This is a genomic window from Elstera sp. (genome assembly GCF_044372965.1).
Classification (GTDB): domain Bacteria; phylum Pseudomonadota; class Alphaproteobacteria; order Elsterales; family Elsteraceae; genus Elstera.
Genome location: NZ_JBILQX010000003.1, coordinates 18,493 through 33,469, shown reverse-complemented (window position 1 = coordinate 33,469; position 14,977 = coordinate 18,493). Strand labels below are relative to the sequence as shown.

Annotated in this window: 14 protein-coding genes; 4 read left to right on the top strand and 10 right to left on the bottom strand. The window is 64.0% G+C overall.

Annotated elements, in window-relative coordinates; translation table 11 throughout:
* Positions 1 to 32 precede the first annotated feature (32 nt).
* The 3 genes from ACIQ36_RS00980 to fhuF are packed head-to-tail and all read left to right on the top strand — an operon-like array spanning position 33 to position 3,555.
* Positions 33 to 848 carry an ABC transporter ATP-binding protein gene (locus ACIQ36_RS00980; protein ID WP_395824479.1) on the top strand — a complete coding sequence of 272 codons (816 nt, stop codon included), beginning with the start codon at positions 33 to 35 and terminating at the stop codon, positions 846 to 848.
* Entirely contained in the window at positions 815 to 2,827 is a 2,013-nt protein-coding gene (locus ACIQ36_RS00975) for an iron ABC transporter permease (protein ID WP_395824476.1), read from the top strand. Before ACIQ36_RS00980 ends, ACIQ36_RS00975 begins: the two co-directional genes overlap by 34 nt.
* On the top strand, positions 2,800 to 3,555 hold the full coding sequence (fhuF, locus tag ACIQ36_RS00970; RefSeq protein ID WP_395824473.1) for a siderophore-iron reductase FhuF: 756 nt from the start codon (positions 2,800 to 2,802) through the stop codon (positions 3,553 to 3,555). Before ACIQ36_RS00975 ends, fhuF begins: the two co-directional genes overlap by 28 nt.
* Here the strand turns inward: fhuF and ACIQ36_RS00965 are convergent.
* The 10 genes from ACIQ36_RS00965 to ACIQ36_RS00920 form a co-directional block, all read right to left on the bottom strand.
* A complete protein-coding gene (locus ACIQ36_RS00965) occupies positions 3,552 to 4,451 on the bottom strand; it encodes an ABC transporter substrate-binding protein (RefSeq protein ID WP_395824470.1) in 900 nt (299 codons plus the stop codon). The two genes, fhuF and ACIQ36_RS00965, sit on opposite strands and share 4 nt — an antisense overlap.
* A 60-nt stretch (positions 4,452 to 4,511) precedes the next feature.
* Positions 4,512 to 6,689: a TonB-dependent siderophore receptor gene (locus ACIQ36_RS00960; protein WP_395824467.1), complete on the bottom strand. Its 2,178-nt coding sequence runs from the start codon at positions 6,687 to 6,689 to the stop codon at positions 4,512 to 4,514.
* A 409-nt stretch (positions 6,690 to 7,098) separates the two neighbouring features.
* Positions 7,099 to 7,329 carry a hypothetical protein gene (locus ACIQ36_RS00955; RefSeq protein ID WP_395824464.1) on the bottom strand — a complete coding sequence of 77 codons (231 nt, stop codon included), beginning with the start codon at positions 7,327 to 7,329 and terminating at the stop codon, positions 7,099 to 7,101.
* Between the two features lie 36 nt (positions 7,330 to 7,365).
* Positions 7,366 to 8,676, bottom strand: a complete 1,311-nt coding sequence (gene glcF / locus ACIQ36_RS00950; protein ID WP_395824461.1) for a glycolate oxidase subunit GlcF — start codon at positions 8,674 to 8,676, stop codon at positions 7,366 to 7,368.
* Positions 8,677 to 8,680: 4 nt separating this feature from the next.
* Complete coding sequence (locus tag ACIQ36_RS00945; protein WP_395824458.1) at positions 8,681 to 9,886, bottom strand: FAD-binding protein; 1,206 nt, start codon at positions 9,884 to 9,886, stop codon at positions 8,681 to 8,683.
* Positions 9,887 to 9,895: 9 nt separating this feature from the next.
* Positions 9,896 to 11,377: an FAD-linked oxidase C-terminal domain-containing protein gene (locus ACIQ36_RS00940; protein ID WP_395824579.1), complete on the bottom strand. Its 1,482-nt coding sequence runs from the start codon at positions 11,375 to 11,377 to the stop codon at positions 9,896 to 9,898.
* 124 nt (positions 11,378 to 11,501) lie between these two features.
* On the bottom strand, positions 11,502 to 12,074 hold the full coding sequence (locus ACIQ36_RS00935) for a flavodoxin family protein (protein ID WP_395824455.1): 573 nt from the start codon (positions 12,072 to 12,074) through the stop codon (positions 11,502 to 11,504).
* Between the two features lie 76 nt (positions 12,075 to 12,150).
* Positions 12,151 to 12,597, bottom strand: a complete 447-nt coding sequence (locus tag ACIQ36_RS00930; RefSeq protein ID WP_395824452.1) for an RrF2 family transcriptional regulator — start codon at positions 12,595 to 12,597, stop codon at positions 12,151 to 12,153.
* 152 nt (positions 12,598 to 12,749) lie between these two features.
* A complete protein-coding gene (gene ykgO / locus ACIQ36_RS00925; RefSeq protein ID WP_084627548.1) occupies positions 12,750 to 12,875 on the bottom strand; it encodes a type B 50S ribosomal protein L36 in 126 nt (41 codons plus the stop codon).
* Between the two features lie 132 nt (positions 12,876 to 13,007).
* Positions 13,008 to 13,772 (bottom strand): class I SAM-dependent methyltransferase, encoded by a 765-nt coding sequence (locus tag ACIQ36_RS00920; RefSeq protein WP_395824448.1) that lies wholly within the window; start codon positions 13,770 to 13,772, stop codon positions 13,008 to 13,010.
* 104 nt (positions 13,773 to 13,876) lie between these two features.
* Here ACIQ36_RS00920 and ACIQ36_RS00915 point away from each other — a divergent pair, with 104 nt between their 5' ends.
* Positions 13,877 to 14,902 carry a cysteine synthase A gene (locus tag ACIQ36_RS00915; protein WP_395824445.1) on the top strand — a complete coding sequence of 342 codons (1,026 nt, stop codon included), beginning with the start codon at positions 13,877 to 13,879 and terminating at the stop codon, positions 14,900 to 14,902.
* Positions 14,903 to 14,977: the final 75 nt, after the last annotated feature.

Here is a 14,977-nt window from a genome sequence, read left to right as displayed (position 1 = left end):
CGTCGCATTCGCAATATTGTTATAGCCGGATCATGCTTAGCGAATCCAACTCCGCTCCGGTGGCCCTTTCGGTCCACGATCTGACCATCGCCTACGACGGGCGCGAGGTTCTGAAGCAGGTGTCGGTAAGCTTTGCCAAAGGCGCGATCACGGCGCTCTGCGGCCCCAATGGGTCCGGCAAAAGCACGCTATTGCGCGGCGCGTGCGGTCTTGCGGCGCGGACAGGCGGGCGCGTGCTGTTAGAGGGCGAGGAGATTGCGACGCTCGCGCCCCGATCCCTCGCCCAGCGCGTCGCCATTTTGCCGCAAACGCCCGAGGTGCCCCCAGCGATGACCGTCGGCGAATTGGTCGCCCTGGGGCGGCATCCCCATTTGCGGCTTTTCGGCCGCCCTGGGCCGGACGATTGCGCCGCCATCGATTGGGCCCTGGCGCGCACGGAGCTTATCAGGTTCCGTGACCGACCCCTGGCGGCGCTATCGGGCGGCGAGCGCCAACGCGCGTGGATTGCCATGGCGCTCGCGCAACGCACCGATCTTCTGTTCCTGGATGAGCCGACAACCTATCTCGACATTCGCCATCAGCATGACGTGCTGACGTTGATCCGCCGCTTGAACCGGGAAGAAGGGATCACGGTGGTTTGGGTGCTGCACGACCTCAATCAGGCCGCCGCCTATAGCGACGCGCTGGTGCTCTTACGCGACGGGGCGATTGTCGCCCAAGGCGCGCCGGAGGCAGTTTTAACGCCGGAGTGTTTGCGCCGCGTCTTCGACCTTGAGATTGTTCTAGCGCGTCACCCGCTCTCGGGCGCGTTGCTGTGCCTGCCCGCCGATTTGCCGGGGGCGGCGTGACGGGGCTCGCGCAGCCCCTCGACGCGCCGTCGCGGTCGGTTTCGACGCGGGCCGCCGGGCTCGCACTGGCGGCACTTCTCGTGCTCGGCGGGGCGGCGCTCGCCCAGATCCCGGCGAGCCAATGGCCGAGTGTCGCGGATCTCCTGACGGGGCGTCCCCTCGCGCCCCTCGCGGAAGCGCTTTTGCTGCATCACTATGGCCCGCGCTTGGCGGCGGGGGTCTTCGTCGGGGCCGCGCTTGGCCTCGCGGGCGCGGCGCTGCAAGCCGTGATGCGCAATCCGCTCGCCGCGCCCGATCTTTTGGGGGCGACGGCGGGGGCGCAACTGGCCTTATCGTTAGCCCTCGTTCTGCTGCCGTCGCTGCCGGTGTCGATCCTGCTGATTGCGCTCATCGGGGCCATCGCCGCGACCGTGCTGACGGTTGCCGTCGCGGGCGGGATTGCCGCGCCGCCGCTGCGCTTGCTGCTGGCGGGGGTTGCCGTTTCGCTGGCGGCGGGCGCGGGGTCTATCGCCTTGATGCTGGCGTCCGAAGAGCGGGCGGCGGGATTGGCGCTGTGGGTAACGGGCGCTTTGACGCAGACCGGCTGGGTTAATCTTAGGACAAGCCTGCCCTGGGGGATCGCGGGCGGGATCGGTTTGGTGCTGCTCGCGCGCGGGCTCGATCTACTGGCGTTGGGGCGCGAGACCGCCCAGGGGCTCGGTCTGGGGGTGCGCCGGGTGGAAGGGGCGGCGGCGCTTCTCGCAACGGGTCTGGCGGCGCTCGCGGTCTGTGTGGCCGGGCCGATTGGGCTCGTTGGAACCTTAGCGCCCAATATCTTGCGTCTCCTTGGCGTGCGGACCCATCGGGTGCTGCTTCCCTTGGCGGGGCTCTGGGGCGCGGCGCTGTTGGTGGCGGCCGATTGGGTTGCCGTGCAGCTTTCGACTGGCGCGCTGCCTATTCCGGCGGGCGTGGCGATCACGCTGCTCGGCTCGCCCCTGCTCTATATCCTGGTGAAGCGCCAGCGCAGCCCGGAGGCGGGGGCGCGGACGAGCGAGGGGACATCGGCCACCCCACAGCCCCTGCGTCTCTTTCGATGGGGCGGGGTTCTTCTTGCCGGGCTTGCGGCGGCGCTGATCGCCCATTGGTCGGCCTCTGGCCTTGCCGCCGCGCTTTATGCCGATCTGACCTTGCCGCGCACGGTAACGGCGCTGGCGGCGGGCGCGCTGCTCGGGGCGAGCGGCGCGCTGCTGCAAGGCGTAATCCGCAATCCTTTGGCCGGGCCGGAACTGCTCGGCGTCGCGCCTGGGGCCTCCGTTGCCGCGCTAACGCTCCTGCTAACCTGGCCGACGGCGGGCATTCTGGGGATGCAAGCCGCCGCTTTCGGCGGGGGGCTCGGGGCCTTGGCGCTGGTGCTGCTGGGCAGCGCGAAAGGCGGCTTCGGTCCCGCCCGCCTCGCGTTGATCGGCCTTGTCGTCGGCACGCTCGCCGGGGCACTGGCCCGGCTTTTGATTCTGGATTCGCGGCTGCAACTCGGCCAAGCGCTCGTCTGGCTCGCGGGCAGCACCTATGGTCGCGGGTGGGCGGCGGCGGTAGTTCTGGTGATTTGGGCGAGCGTGCTTCTGCCCTTGGCGTGGCTCCTGGCGGCGCGGCTCGACCTATTGGCGCTGGGGCGCGATACGGCGCGGGGCCTGGGACTCGCGGTCGGGCGGGCACGGGTGGAAATTCTGCTGGTGGCGGTCGCCTGTTCGGCGGCGGCGGTAGCGATTGTCGGCGCGATTGGCTTCGTGGGTCTGATTGCCCCCCATGCCGCGCGCCTGCTGGGCGCACGCCGGGGCCGGGAGCAGGTGATCGGGGCCGCCGCGCTGGGGGCGCTCGCCCTAGGGGTTGCGGATTTGATCGGGCGCGTGGTGCTTGCCCCGCGCGACGTGCCCGCCGGGCTGATGACGGCCCTGTTCGGCGCGCCTTATTTTCTGTGGCTGCTGCGACGGGTGGGGCGATGATGGTGGATATCGACCGCCTCTCCAGCGTGTTTCAAGGCCCCTTCGCGCGGTTTGGCGCGGCGCTCGCGGTGACGCCGATGGCCGACGATATTCCGGTAACGGCCTATCTTTCCATCGAGGCTATCGCCGTCCATCTGGATGGGTTCGGGCAGCGCTATCCTGCGGGAAGTGACCGGCGCGCGGTTGCGTCGCTCTGGTCGAAAACTTATCTGCGCGGCCTTATTCCCGCGCCGATGATTGCGCTGGTGGGCGGCGTGCCCTTGGATTTGTCGCCGGATAGAGGCGCGCTTCGGGCCGATGCCTCGGCGGTGGTGCTCGGCGCGGCATCGGGGGGAGAGGCGGCTTTAGCCGGGCTCTACGCCCATCTCGACCTATTGGCGCAGGCGTTGAAGGGATCAACCCGGCTTGCGCCGCGCGTGGTTTGGTCGAACGCCGCCAATCTTCTCACCGCAACCTTGGAGCGATTGGAAGCCGTCGCCCCCCCGGCGACGGCCCTCCGCGAAACCTTACTTGAGACGGCCAAGCGCCCCGATGGCAGCGCGAACCCGCTGTTCCATCAGATCCGTTGGATCGCGCCGGGCGTTGCGGGCTTGCCGGAAAAGGTTCGACAACGGCGCGTTTGCTGCGTGCGCGACCTCATTGCGGGGCAGTCGCTCTGTTCGACCTGCCCCAAGATGACAGTAGACCTGTGGTTGGAGCGCGTTCAGACCGACGCCGTGAAAGCCTAACGCTGAAGGGCTGCCGCGATTTCATCGCCCAGCACTTGCGCCGAGACCGGGCCGCCGAAGGTCCAGGTTTTCGGGTCCAGCAGCCGTTCCCGCCCGGCGCGAACCGGGGCGAGCGCCTGCCAAACGGCCCCGGTTTGCAGCGCTTGCCAGCCCGTATCGGCCGGATTGGCGATAATGAGCAAAGTCGCGTCCGTCACCGGCGCGAGCGCCTCCGCCGTGACGGTGGAAAATCCATAAACATCATTGGGGGCCGTCCAGGCGTTCGTCAGGCCCAGCCGCGCCAGAAGAGTGCCCACTTGGCTATTGTTGGTGAAAACCCGCAACCGCGGCGTTCCGGGCAGATATTGCGCCACCAGAACCGCGCCGCTGCGGCCTGCTACCGCCAGATGCACCCTATGGGCCGCAAGGCTACTATCGAGCTGCTGGATCACCTTTTCCGCCGCCTCGGCCCGGCCCAAGATCTCCCCGATCCGGCGAAACTCGCTCAGCATGAAATCGAGCTGATTGGCGGCGGGATCTTTGGGATAGCCCTCCAGCAAGACGGTTGTCGCAAGGCTTTGCAGCCGCGCTTCGATGGGCTTCAGGCGCATAGCGGGGCCGATAATAAGATCGGGCTTCAAGCTGGCGATGGCTTCCAGGCTCGGTTCTTGCCGCGTACCGACGTCGGTCACGCGCGTCGGTAACGGTTGCCCGGACACCCAACCGCGATACCCCGCCGAATCCGCCGCGCCAATCGGGGTGACTCCAAGTGCGAGAACGGATTCGGTCGCCATGAATTCCAGCGTTACAATTCGGTTGGGCGCTGCCATCGCGCGGCCACCGGCCAGCACCAGCCCGAGACCCAAGAGGGCCGCAACGCCCGCGCGGCGAGCAAAACCAAAGCAACGGTTGGTCATTAACACATACCCCCACAAAGGAAAGACGGGGCCAGTCGCCCCGTCTTAACGTCACGCGCCTTAGAACTTCGACGACAGTCGCAGCATCACCTGCCGGGGCTCGCCCTGATAGACGCGCACCGCAGAGGTGGAGCCTTCGATATACTCTTCATCGAGCAGGTTGGTGGCGTTCAGGGAGATCTTCAGCCCGTCGTAACGGTAGTAGAGCAGGCCATCGACGATTGTATAGCTCGCAAGCTTAAAGGTATTGCCAAGATCGCCTTGCCGCGCGCCAACCCAATTGACGCCCGCACCAATACCAAGCCCCGACCGATCATCGAGCGCGTAATCATAGACCGACCAGAGGCGGGCACTATGCTTGGCAACGTTCGGCATTTCGTTGCCCGTTTGGAACGCGGTGTCTTTGCGAATTTTAGCATCGACGTAGGTGTAATTGCCGATAACGTTCCAGCCCTTGGTGATTTCGCCGGTCACATCGACTTCAACGCCGCGCGAGCGTTGTTCGCCAATTTGCACCGCCCGCGTAGCATTGAGCGGATCGGTCGCCAGCGCATCCGTGCGGTCGATTTGGAAGACGGCGGCCGACGCGGTGAGGCCCGGCAGCAAATCGTAACGCATCCCTACTTCGACCTGAGTTCCGCTTTCCGGGCCGAAGTTCGCGCCGTTGCGGTCCAGCGTCGAGGGCGAGTTCGGCAGGTAGGATTGCGAATAGGCCGTATAGAAGGAGAGTTTGGAGGTCGGCTTGTAAATAAGCCCGTAGCGGCCCGTCACCTCGGTGTCTTCGCGGCTGAGGGTGCGTTTTGCCGTGTAATCGATCAAATCCTGATCGACGCTATCGAGACGCGCGCCGACGATAACTTGAAACTGCGGGGTCAGCTCCAACTGGTTTTGCGCATAGAGGCTCTTGGTAAAATTTCGCCCGGTATAATTATTCTGGATCGCCAGCGCGGTCGGGCGCGTGCCATAGACCGGATTGGTCAAAGAGATGGCGGGAAGCGTGCCCGCTTGCCGATAGGTTTCGACCTTATTCGTCGAATAATCCGACTGAACGCCGACAATCAGCGTATTCGGCATGTCGCCAATATCGAACTTACCCGTCAGGTTGGTATCGAAACTATAGGAATAGGGTTCTTGCTTCCCGAGCGTGTAATTGCGGTTTAGCGCCGTGCGGGTCGCGTTCAAGCTGGACGGAATATAGCCACTATATTCAAACTCGTGCATGGTGGCGCGCAGTTGCGTGCGCGACGACCAAATATCATTGAAGCGATGGTCGAGCGTGCCGGTCAGCGAGACGACGAAATAATCGCGCGAATCATTCTCCTCTTGGAAGCTGCGGCTGCGCGGCAGTTTGATGCGGCTGGTATCGACCGTGCCATAGGCGGGAACGCCGTAGAAATTCGGCTCCGAGCCTTCGCGATATTCGCCCTGCAGGGTGAAGGTGGTGTCGCGGTCGGCACCGAATTGAAGCGTGCCGTTCAAATAGCGCCGGGTTGAATCCATATAGTCGATGAATCGGTCGGTTTGATCTATGGCCGCAATCAGGCGGTAGCGGATGGATTTATTATCGGTAAGCGGGCCGCTGGCGTCGGCCATGCCCTGCCAATGATTATCGGTGCCATAGCCGACATCGACTTGATAGGACGGCGTCGCGGTGGGCAGCTTGGAGATGAAATTCAGCGAGCCGCCGGGCTGCGAAGCCCCATAGAGCAAGGACGCCGGGCCTTTCAGCACTTCGACGCGCTCAACGCCGTAAAGGCTTTGCGACTGGCTGAAGCTATCGTCGCGTAAGCCATCGCGGAAATAATTATTCCCGTTCAGCAAAAAGCCGCGAATGGTGAAATCGTTGAAATAGCGGTAGGAGCCGGTGGCCGAGGTAATGCCCGAGACGTTTTTAAGGGCGTCGCTGGTCCGTCCCGCGTTTTGATCTTCCAAGACCTGATGGGGGACGACCTGCACACTGGCGGGCGTGTCGCTCAGCAGCGAATCGCCCTTCGCCCCCGTAATGCTCCGCCGGGCGCGATAGCCTTCGACGGGGCTGAAGGCCGTGCGCTCGCCTTCGACGGTGAGGCCCGGCAGCAGGACGGGGGCGGTCGGGGTGCCAGGAGCATTCGGTTGTGGCGCGGTCTGCGCATAGCTCGCGCTCACTGGCGTCAGCCCCGTTAGCGCGGTGGCGGCCAGCGCCAGACACAAAAGAGAACTGCGGGGTCGGGCAATGGACGTGCGAAATGCATTCTGCATTTTAGTCTCCGAGCAAGAAGCGGTACCTAAAACGCTGGCGGCTGCTTGCGCGGACGGATTGATCGCGGCGGAGAATAGGCAACCTGCGAATGACTCGCAATAGTAACCTGCGGCAAGGCGCATTTTCGCAGAGCAACGCTGTGCCGATGACGTTGGGCTAGCGATCCGAATGCGGCCATCGCCTCGATAGCAAGTAAGCTTGGGTGCTCGGCGCACACCCTCACGCAATGAGTGAAGACGGCCGGAGGCCATACGGGCAAGCGGGCCGGGTTACTGAGCAATATGGGAAGGAGGATCGATGTTACGCCAAGCTGGGAGAATCAGCATTGGCAGCATAGGTTAAACTAAACAGCTTCGGGTAAACCCGGCGCAGTTCAATGGGATGCGTCTTTGCTACGTCGTGGTCGCGCTAAGGCTGGAATTTACTGCGCTCGGCGGCATGGGCACCGGGGGCCAGCGCTTCTTCCACCAACACCAGCCCAGCGTTAACTAGAATCAGCAGAATAAGACTGGCGTCGATCCAGCGGCGCACCCAGCCGCCGCCCGTGGGGCTTTCCAAGATGCGATAAACGTCGCGCCGCAAGCGTTGCCGCCTGGCTTTCAAGCCCAGGCTTTCAAGCCCATTCCCGCCGGCCTGCACGTATATTTCCCCCGCCGACCCTGTTTTTGAAACGCTTTAGAGCCCTGCCGGTTTCGGGCCGCCATAGGCCCAATCCAGCAGTTCCACCGTATGCACAATCGGCACCGGCAGCCCGGCTTGAAGCTGCGTGAGGCAGCCGATATTCCCGGTCGCCACCGCCTGTGGTTTGGTGAGCGCGATATTGCCCAGCTTCCGGTCGCGCAACTGCTGGGACAGATCGGGCTGCAGTAGGCTGTACGTGCCCGCCGACCCGCAACAGATATGGCCTTCCGGCACCTCCATCACCGTGAACCCCGCTTGCTCTAGGAGGGCTTTCGGCCCCGTTTTCAGGCGCTGACCGTGCTGCATGGAGCAGGCGGAATGATAGGCGAGGCGCAGCGGCTCGGCGGCTTTGGTCGCCGGAAATTCCAAGCGCTCCAGAATTTCCGACACGTCCTTCGCCGCCGCTGCAACCCGCCCTGCGCGGGCTGCCCAGGCGGGATCGTCTTTTAGCATATGGCCATAGTCTTTGACCGTCGTCCCGCAGCCGGAGGCGGTGATGAGAATGGCCTCGCACCCGGCATCCAATAGCTTTTCCCAGGCGGCGACATTGGCTTTCACGCGGGCGAGCGCCGCCTCTTCCTGGCCCAAATGATGGTTAAGCGCGCCGCAGCAGGCGGCGGGCGGCACCAGCACTTCGACGCCGAGGCGGGTGAGCAGCCGAACGGTGGCCTCATTGATCTCGGGCCGCAGGGAATTTTGCACGCAACCGCTCATGAGGGCGACGCGCTTCAGCGTCAGCACGCCGGGCGCAGCCTTATGCAGGCCGGGCCGGTCGATGGATGTGCGCCCGGCGGGGGGGCGCGCCGTTTCCAACAGCGCGACCAGCCGTTTCACCAAGCCGTTTCCGGTGAAAGAGCGCAGCAGCGGCAGGGCCAGCCGCGCCGGTTGCGCCGCAATCAAGGAGAGGCGGAACAGGGTCGGGTTCGGCATGACCTTGCCCAAAATCCCCCGCACCAGCCGGTCGGCCCAGGGGCGGCGGTAGTGATGCTCGATATGGGCGCGGGATTGATCGACCAGATGCATGTAATGCACGCCCGACGGGCAGGTGGTCATGCACGACAGGCACGTCAGGCAGCGGTCGATATGGGTTACATGGGCCTCGGTCGGTGCCTGTGTTTCCGCATTCTCCAGCATGTCCTTCATCAGATAGATGCGCCCACGTGGGCTATCGAGCTCGTCGCCGAGCAGCAGATAGGTCGGGCAGGTCGCCGTGCAGAAGCCGCAATGGACGCAGGTGCGCAGAATTTTATCGGCATCCTGGACGCCGGTTTCGGCCAATTGCGTGAGGCTGAAATGGGTTTGCATCGCCTCAGGCTCCTAAACGCGACGGATTGAACACAGCGTGCGGGTCGAAAGATGCCTTCAGCCGCCGGGCGAGCGCCGCCAACGCGGGCGGCATCGGTTGAAACACGGGCACCGCCGTCCGCACCCGCTCCGGCGCGCGGATCAGCGTCGCGTGTCCGTTTTTCACGAGACCGCGCAGAAACGCAGCGCCCCCGTCCCCCTCCCCTGGGTGGGCGGGTAGGGCCAGCCAAATCAAGCCGCCGCCCCAATCGAGCCAGCCGGTCGCCAAGGGCCGCGCTGCCTGAACCGCCTCCAGAATCGCCGCGCCCTCGGTGGGGGGAACGGAAATGCGCCACAGGCAATCTTCATGCAGCCCCACCAGCGGCGCGGCATCGCTGAGCGCCTGCCACAGGGTGCGCGAGACCCCCGCCCCCAACCGCTCGACCGCCACGCCCAAATCCGCCATCAACGCCGCCGCCCGCGCTTCGACCGAGGCGGCGAAGCCTTCAAGCCGGATCAAAGTCGCGCTATCGCTTGTACCGGGAATAAGATCGCGCGCTACGCTCGCGGGCAGATAGGCGGCGCTGCCGACATCATGGGGGCTCCCCAAAGCTTGGGACATCAGCTTTGTCGCCAGCGCTGGGTTCAGCCGGGGCAGCATCAGGGTTTCGACCGTCTCGGGCGCGGGGACGACTTTCACCGTCACTTCGGTCAGCGCAACGAGGGTTCCGAAAGCCCCCGTGACCAGCTTGGGCAGATCATAGCCGGTCACATTCTTCACCACACGCCCGCCCGCTTTGAAGATTTCCCCGCGTCCGTTGACGGCGTGGAAGCCGAGCATGTGGTCGCGCGCACTGCCCGCCGTCACCCGGCGTGATCCCGCCAGCGCCGCGCCGAGGGTGCCGCCCAGCGTGCCAATGCCCGCCGGTTGCCCATAGAGCGGCCCCCAATCGGGCGGCTCGAAGGCGAGATGTTGGCCGCGTTCGACGAGCAGGCTTTTAACCTCCGCCATCGGAATCCCCGGCCCGACCGTGAGCACCAACTCGTCGGGCTCATAGGCGATGATCGTATCGAAGCCTGCGAGCGAGAGGGAATGATGGGGGCGGTCGCCGCGCGGCGGGTGGCCGAGGGCGGAAAGCGAATTGCCGGAGTGCAGGGCCAGCGCCGCGCCTTCAGCGACAGTGCTGCGCACCAGATCGGACAGTTCGGCGGCGTTGAGCGGGGTGAACATGCGCGCGCCTCAGAAACGGGGAAGATCGGGATGGGGCAGCGCACCGCCCGCAACATGCATCTTGCCGCCCTCGGCGCAGCGGCTGAGAAGCGGAAAGACCTTGCCGGGGTTGAGCAGCCCTTGCGGGTCGAAGGCGTCCTTCACCCGGCGCTGCTGGTCGAGATCAATCTCGGAGAACATCACCGGCATCAGGTCGCGCTTTTCCACCCCAACGCCGTGCTCGCCGGTCAAAACGCCGCCGACTTCCACGCAGAGCTTAAGAATATCGCCGCCGAAGGCTTCGGCCTTATCCAGTTCGCCGGGCTTATTGGCATCGAACAGAATCAGCGGATGCAAATTACCGTCGCCCGCGTGAAACACATTGGCGAGGCCCAGGCCGTACTGCTGGGAAAGCTCGTTCATCCGGGTGAGCACCTGCGACAGCGCCCGGCGCGGAATCGTACCGTCCATGCACAGGTAATCCGGCGAAATGCGCCCCGCCGCCGGAAATGCGGCCTTTCGCCCGGCCCAAAAGGCCATCCGTTCGGCCTCGCTATTGGAAATCCGCTTGGTCGTGGCGGAGCAGCGATCGGCAATCGCCGACACCCGCTCGATGAGGTGATCGACCTCCACCGGCGGCCCATCGAGTTCCACGATCAGCAGCGCTTCCACGTCCAACGGATAGCCGACGTTCACAAAGGCTTCGGTGGCGTGAATCGCCGGGCGGTCCATCATTTCCATCCCGCCGGGTATAATGCCCGCCGCGATGATCTGTCCCACGCAGTCGCCCGCCGCCTCGGAACTGGGGAAGCCCAGCAGCAGCGCGCGGGCGGTGGCGGGTTTACGAAGGATGCGCACGGTGACTTCGGTAATCACCCCCAGCAGCCCCTCGGACCCCGTGAGCAGCCCGAGCCAATCATAGCCCCCGGCTTCCAACTGCTTGCCGCCGAGGCGCAGAATGGTGCCATCCATCAGCACCAGTTCGAGCCCGAGAATATTATTGGTGGTGAGCCCATATTTCAGGCAATGCACGCCGCCCGAATTTTCCCCCACATTGCCGCCAATCGTGCAGGCGATCTGCGAGGAGGGATCGGGGGCATAATAGAAACCGGCATGGGCGACGGCGTTGGAAATCCCAAGGTTGGTTACGCCCGGCTGCGTGACGACGGCGCGGTTCGCAAAATCGATATCGAGAATTTTGTTGAGCTTGCCTAAGCCCAGAACAATGCCATCGGCCACCGGCAAGGCCCCACCGGAAAGGGAGGTTCCCGCCCCGCGCGGCACGACAGGAACGCCTGCTTCGTGGCAATATTTCAGAACCGCCGAAACCTCCGCCGTCGTGCGCGGCAGAACGACCGCGAGGGGAAGTTGACGGTAGGCGCTGACCGCATCGCACTCGTAAGCGCGGCGGGCGACCGCATCGGCGATCACGCAGCTCTCGGGGAGCAAAGCATAGAGCGCGCGCACGATATCGTCGCGCCGCGCCAGAATGCCCGCATCCGGCACCGGCATTTGAACCATAATCCCCTCCCCCTTGCGCCTTCTTATTCGGCTTGCATCAGACGATAACAAGCAAAACGTTAAGAGCAAGGGAAAGGGGATAAACTTTCGTAGGGGCGAGACCGAAAGTCGCGCCTTACGCGCCCATCACCCAGCGGGCAGCTTGGGTGGCGACGCGCGCGCCCAGAATTTCCGCCGTCTTGCGGTCGGCGGCGGGCGGGGCCAATTCCGGGCCTTGGTCGTTGTTCGACTGGGCCATCGCGCCCAAGAAGCTGCCGAGGCGATTGACCGTATCGGGCGACGATTGCGAACTATTATTCTGCGGCAATTCGCCGAGCGAGACCCAGATCATCCCATGCTGCGCGCCGAAGATGGCAAGCTGGATCAGCGTGTTCAGCTTATCGCCGCTCTGGCTGGCCGAGTTGGTGAAACCGGCGGCGAGCTTGTCTTTCCAGCCCTGGCCGTACCAAATCTTACCCGTCGCATCCATGAAGGTTTTGAACTGGGCCGAGGCGCTGCCCATATAGGTCGGCGCGCCGAAGATGATGGCGTCGGCGGCATTCAGCGCGTTCACATGCGCTTCCCATTCGTCCACCTTGACCAGCGTCACCTCGGTGCCCGGAACGCTGCGCGCGCCGCTCGCAACGCTTTCGGCCTGAACCGCCGTGTGCCCAAAGCCGCTATGATAAACGATTGCTACTTTTGCCATGAGGATCACCGTATCTATAATTGTTACATTTCAGCGTAAAGAAAAACGGCCCAGGGGCCGCTCCTCTTCTCGACGATCACAGGGGCTTTTGAGCCCGCAACGCTATCATCTCCGGACACAGGCGCCGCGTCACATCGGACAAGCGCCAGGCCCTGAGACTGGTTTCCAGCGCCCGGTCCATATCCTGGCCGATTTCGGCCATGATCGGCGGAAGCTGGGCGGCGACCGGGCAATCCTCGCTACCTTCATGGCAGGCAAGGCTTCCCCCAGGCTCAACCGCCGTCCAAATCTGGTTCAATCCGATGAGTTCCGCCGGTTTTGCCAGCAAAAACCCCCCGGATGCTCCCGCGACGGACGTAACCAGTCCCGCATCGCGCAACGGTGCCATCGCCCGGCGAATCACCACCGGGTTCGTGCCGATGCTCTGCGCGATCCAGTCCGACGATGCTGGCTCCCCCTTACGCTCGGCGATCACCGCCAAAGCATGCAGGGCAACCGCAAACCGATTGCTGCGTGCGCCCATGCGCCCCTCCAATCGTCACAATTAGAGATACAGTTCAAGGATAACGACGTCAAGCCTACAAGCTAAAAAAACACTAAGGCACCGCAAGCAGGCCTGCGGTGCCTTAGTGTACCAGCAAATCGACGCATCTTAGCGGCCAAAGCCGCGTAAGATTAGCCCTGGCGGGCTTTGAAGCGCGGATTTTGCTTGTTGATCACGTACACGCGACCCTTGCGACGCACAATGCGGCAAGCCTTGTGGCGGGTCTTCATGGACTTCAGCGAGTTGACGATCTTCATGATGCAAGCCTTTGGGTCTCAAGGTCCGGCCAGGAAATCGGCCAGGAAGCTAAGTCAAAAATAGGCGTGGAACCTACCCAGCGGCTTTGCCCCTGTCAATGCAGGAGTCTGAAAAAGCCCCTAGTTTCTAATTCAACCGGGCCGAACCCGCCCTACGCGCACCGTGACCGGCCAATCGAGCGGCAATTGCGCCCCCGCGCCTTGGGTTTCAAGCCAGGTTTTGCCGAAGGCCACCTTGAAGGCCTGCAAGCGCCCATCGCCCTCGGCTTTCAGCAATCCGCGCACCGCCGACCAGGTATCGACATAGCCCAAGACCTGATCCAATCCCCAAGCTGCCTCCAGCGTTTGCGGCGGCAGTGCGAGCGGCTCGAAGGGAAACGGCAGGGTCGCATACCCCTGTTCCACATGGCGGCGGTCGGGGGGCCAGAAAGGGCCGAGCACGTCTTCGTAAAAATGCCAAAACAGCGGCATCAGCGGATCGGGCAGGCGCATATGGGCATAGGTAATGAGCGCCAGCAGGCACCCAGGGGCGGCGACGCGCGCGCATTCGGCATAGAAGGCGGGCAGATCGAACCAATGGGCCGCTTGGGCTACGGTGATGAGATCGACCGACCCATCGGGCAGGCCACTCGCCTCCGCCCGCGCCGCGCGATACTCGATCTGGGGGTGCGGGATCGCCGCCGCCACCTGCTCGGCACTGGCGTCCGTCGCGACAACCCGCTCAAAAACTGCCGGGAGCAAGGCCGAAAACTGCCCGGAGCCACACCCCACATCCCACGCAAGCCGATGCTGCGCGCACAGCGCCACCAAATCCGCCGCCAATTGGGGCCGATAACGCGGTCGATAAGTGGCATAGCCTTGGGCCACGCCCGAAAAATGATCCTTAAAGCCGCTCATGCCTGCCCTGCTTTCGGAAAACGTCCCTATACTTGCGCATAGTTTTGCCAGAGCTTACATAGAAACCGAGTTTTCCAAATCACACTGTAAATTGGAGAAAGTCGATGCCCGGCGAAACCTTCGTCGCCCCCGGTCTGTTTCCCGCCATTGGCCAAACGCCGTTGATTTATCTAAACGGCCCCTCGACGGCGACCGGTTGCGCGATTTACGGCAAGGCCGAGTTCATGAACCCCGGCGGCTCGGTGAAGGACCGCGCGGCGCTCGCCATCGTCCAAGCGGCGGAAGCGGCGGGCACGCTGAAACCGGGCGGCTTGATCGTTGAAGGCACCGCCGGAAACACCGGCATAGGTCTTGCCCTGGTCGGCAACGCGCGCGGCTACCGCAGCCTGATCGTCATGCCGGAAACCCAAAGTCAGGAGAAGATCGATTTTCTCCGGCTGATTGGGGCGGAAGTGATGCTGGTTCCGGCAAAACCCTTCAAGGACCCCGGCAATTACGTGCATGTCGCCCGTAGGGTGGCGGAAGAGCGCGCCGCGACTGAGCCGAACGGCGTGCTATTCGCCGATCAGTTTGAAAATCTCGCCAACCGAAACGGCCACGCGGCCACCACCGGGCCGGAAATTCTGGCGCAGGTCCAGGCGATCACCGGCAAAGCCCCTGACGCTTTCACCTGCGCGGTCGGCACCGGCGGCACGCTCGCGGGCATCAGCGCCGCGCTGAAAGCTGCAGCCCCCGCAACGAAAATCTTCCTCGCCGATCCCCACGGCTCGGTGCTCTACAATTGGGCGACGGGCGCGGAGTTGGTCGCGGAGGGCACCTCGATCACCGAAGGGATCGGCCAAGGCCGCGTGCCCGGCAATCTTGCGGGCGTCGTGCTTGATGGCGCGGTGCGCATCTCCGACACCGAAGCGCTGACGGTCGTGTTCGATTTGTTGAAACATGATGGCTTATGCGTCGGTGGGTCGGCGGGCGTCAACATCGCCGCCGCGATGCAAGTCGCCCGCACCCTCGGCCCGGGGCATACCATTGTGACCATCCTCTGCGACGGCGGCGCGCGGTATCAGTCGAAACTCTTCAATCCTGAGTTCCTGCGCGCCCGCAATCTGCCCGTGCCGAGTTGGCTCGCTTAGGACGAACGGGTTAAGGCTGGGCAGGGCAACGCGATTCGGTCTATCTACTGCGCTATCACGCTACCGACCGTATCG

Bases quoted from the DNA above. Each gene is read 5' to 3' on its own strand.
- ACIQ36_RS00915 (WP_395824445.1), top strand. From the start codon at position 13,877: ATGCCCGGCGAAACCTTCGTCGCCCCCGGTCTGTTTCCCGCCATTGGC.
- ACIQ36_RS00965 (WP_395824470.1), bottom strand. From the start codon at position 4,451: ATGACCAACCGTTGCTTTGGTTTTGCTCGCCGCGCGGGCGTTGCGGCC.
- ykgO (WP_084627548.1), bottom strand. From the start codon at position 12,875: ATGAAGATCGTCAACTCGCTGAAGTCCATGAAGACCCGCCACAAGGCT.
- ACIQ36_RS00930 (WP_395824452.1), bottom strand. From the start codon at position 12,597: ATGGGCGCACGCAGCAATCGGTTTGCGGTTGCCCTGCATGCTTTGGCG.
- ACIQ36_RS00935 (WP_395824455.1), bottom strand. From the start codon at position 12,074: ATGGCAAAAGTAGCAATCGTTTATCATAGCGGCTTTGGGCACACGGCG.
- ACIQ36_RS00945 (WP_395824458.1), bottom strand. From the start codon at position 9,886: ATGTTCACCCCGCTCAACGCCGCCGAACTGTCCGATCTGGTGCGCAGC.
- ACIQ36_RS00940 (WP_395824579.1), bottom strand. From the start codon at position 11,377: ATGCCGGTGCCGGATGCGGGCATTCTGGCGCGGCGCGACGATATCGTG.
- ACIQ36_RS00920 (WP_395824448.1), bottom strand. From the start codon at position 13,772: ATGAGCGGCTTTAAGGATCATTTTTCGGGCGTGGCCCAAGGCTATGCC.
- ACIQ36_RS00980 (WP_395824479.1), top strand. From the start codon at position 33: ATGCTTAGCGAATCCAACTCCGCTCCGGTGGCCCTTTCGGTCCACGAT.
- glcF (WP_395824461.1), bottom strand. From the start codon at position 8,676: ATGCAAACCCATTTCAGCCTCACGCAATTGGCCGAAACCGGCGTCCAG.
- ACIQ36_RS00960 (WP_395824467.1), bottom strand. From the start codon at position 6,689: ATGCAGAATGCATTTCGCACGTCCATTGCCCGACCCCGCAGTTCTCTT.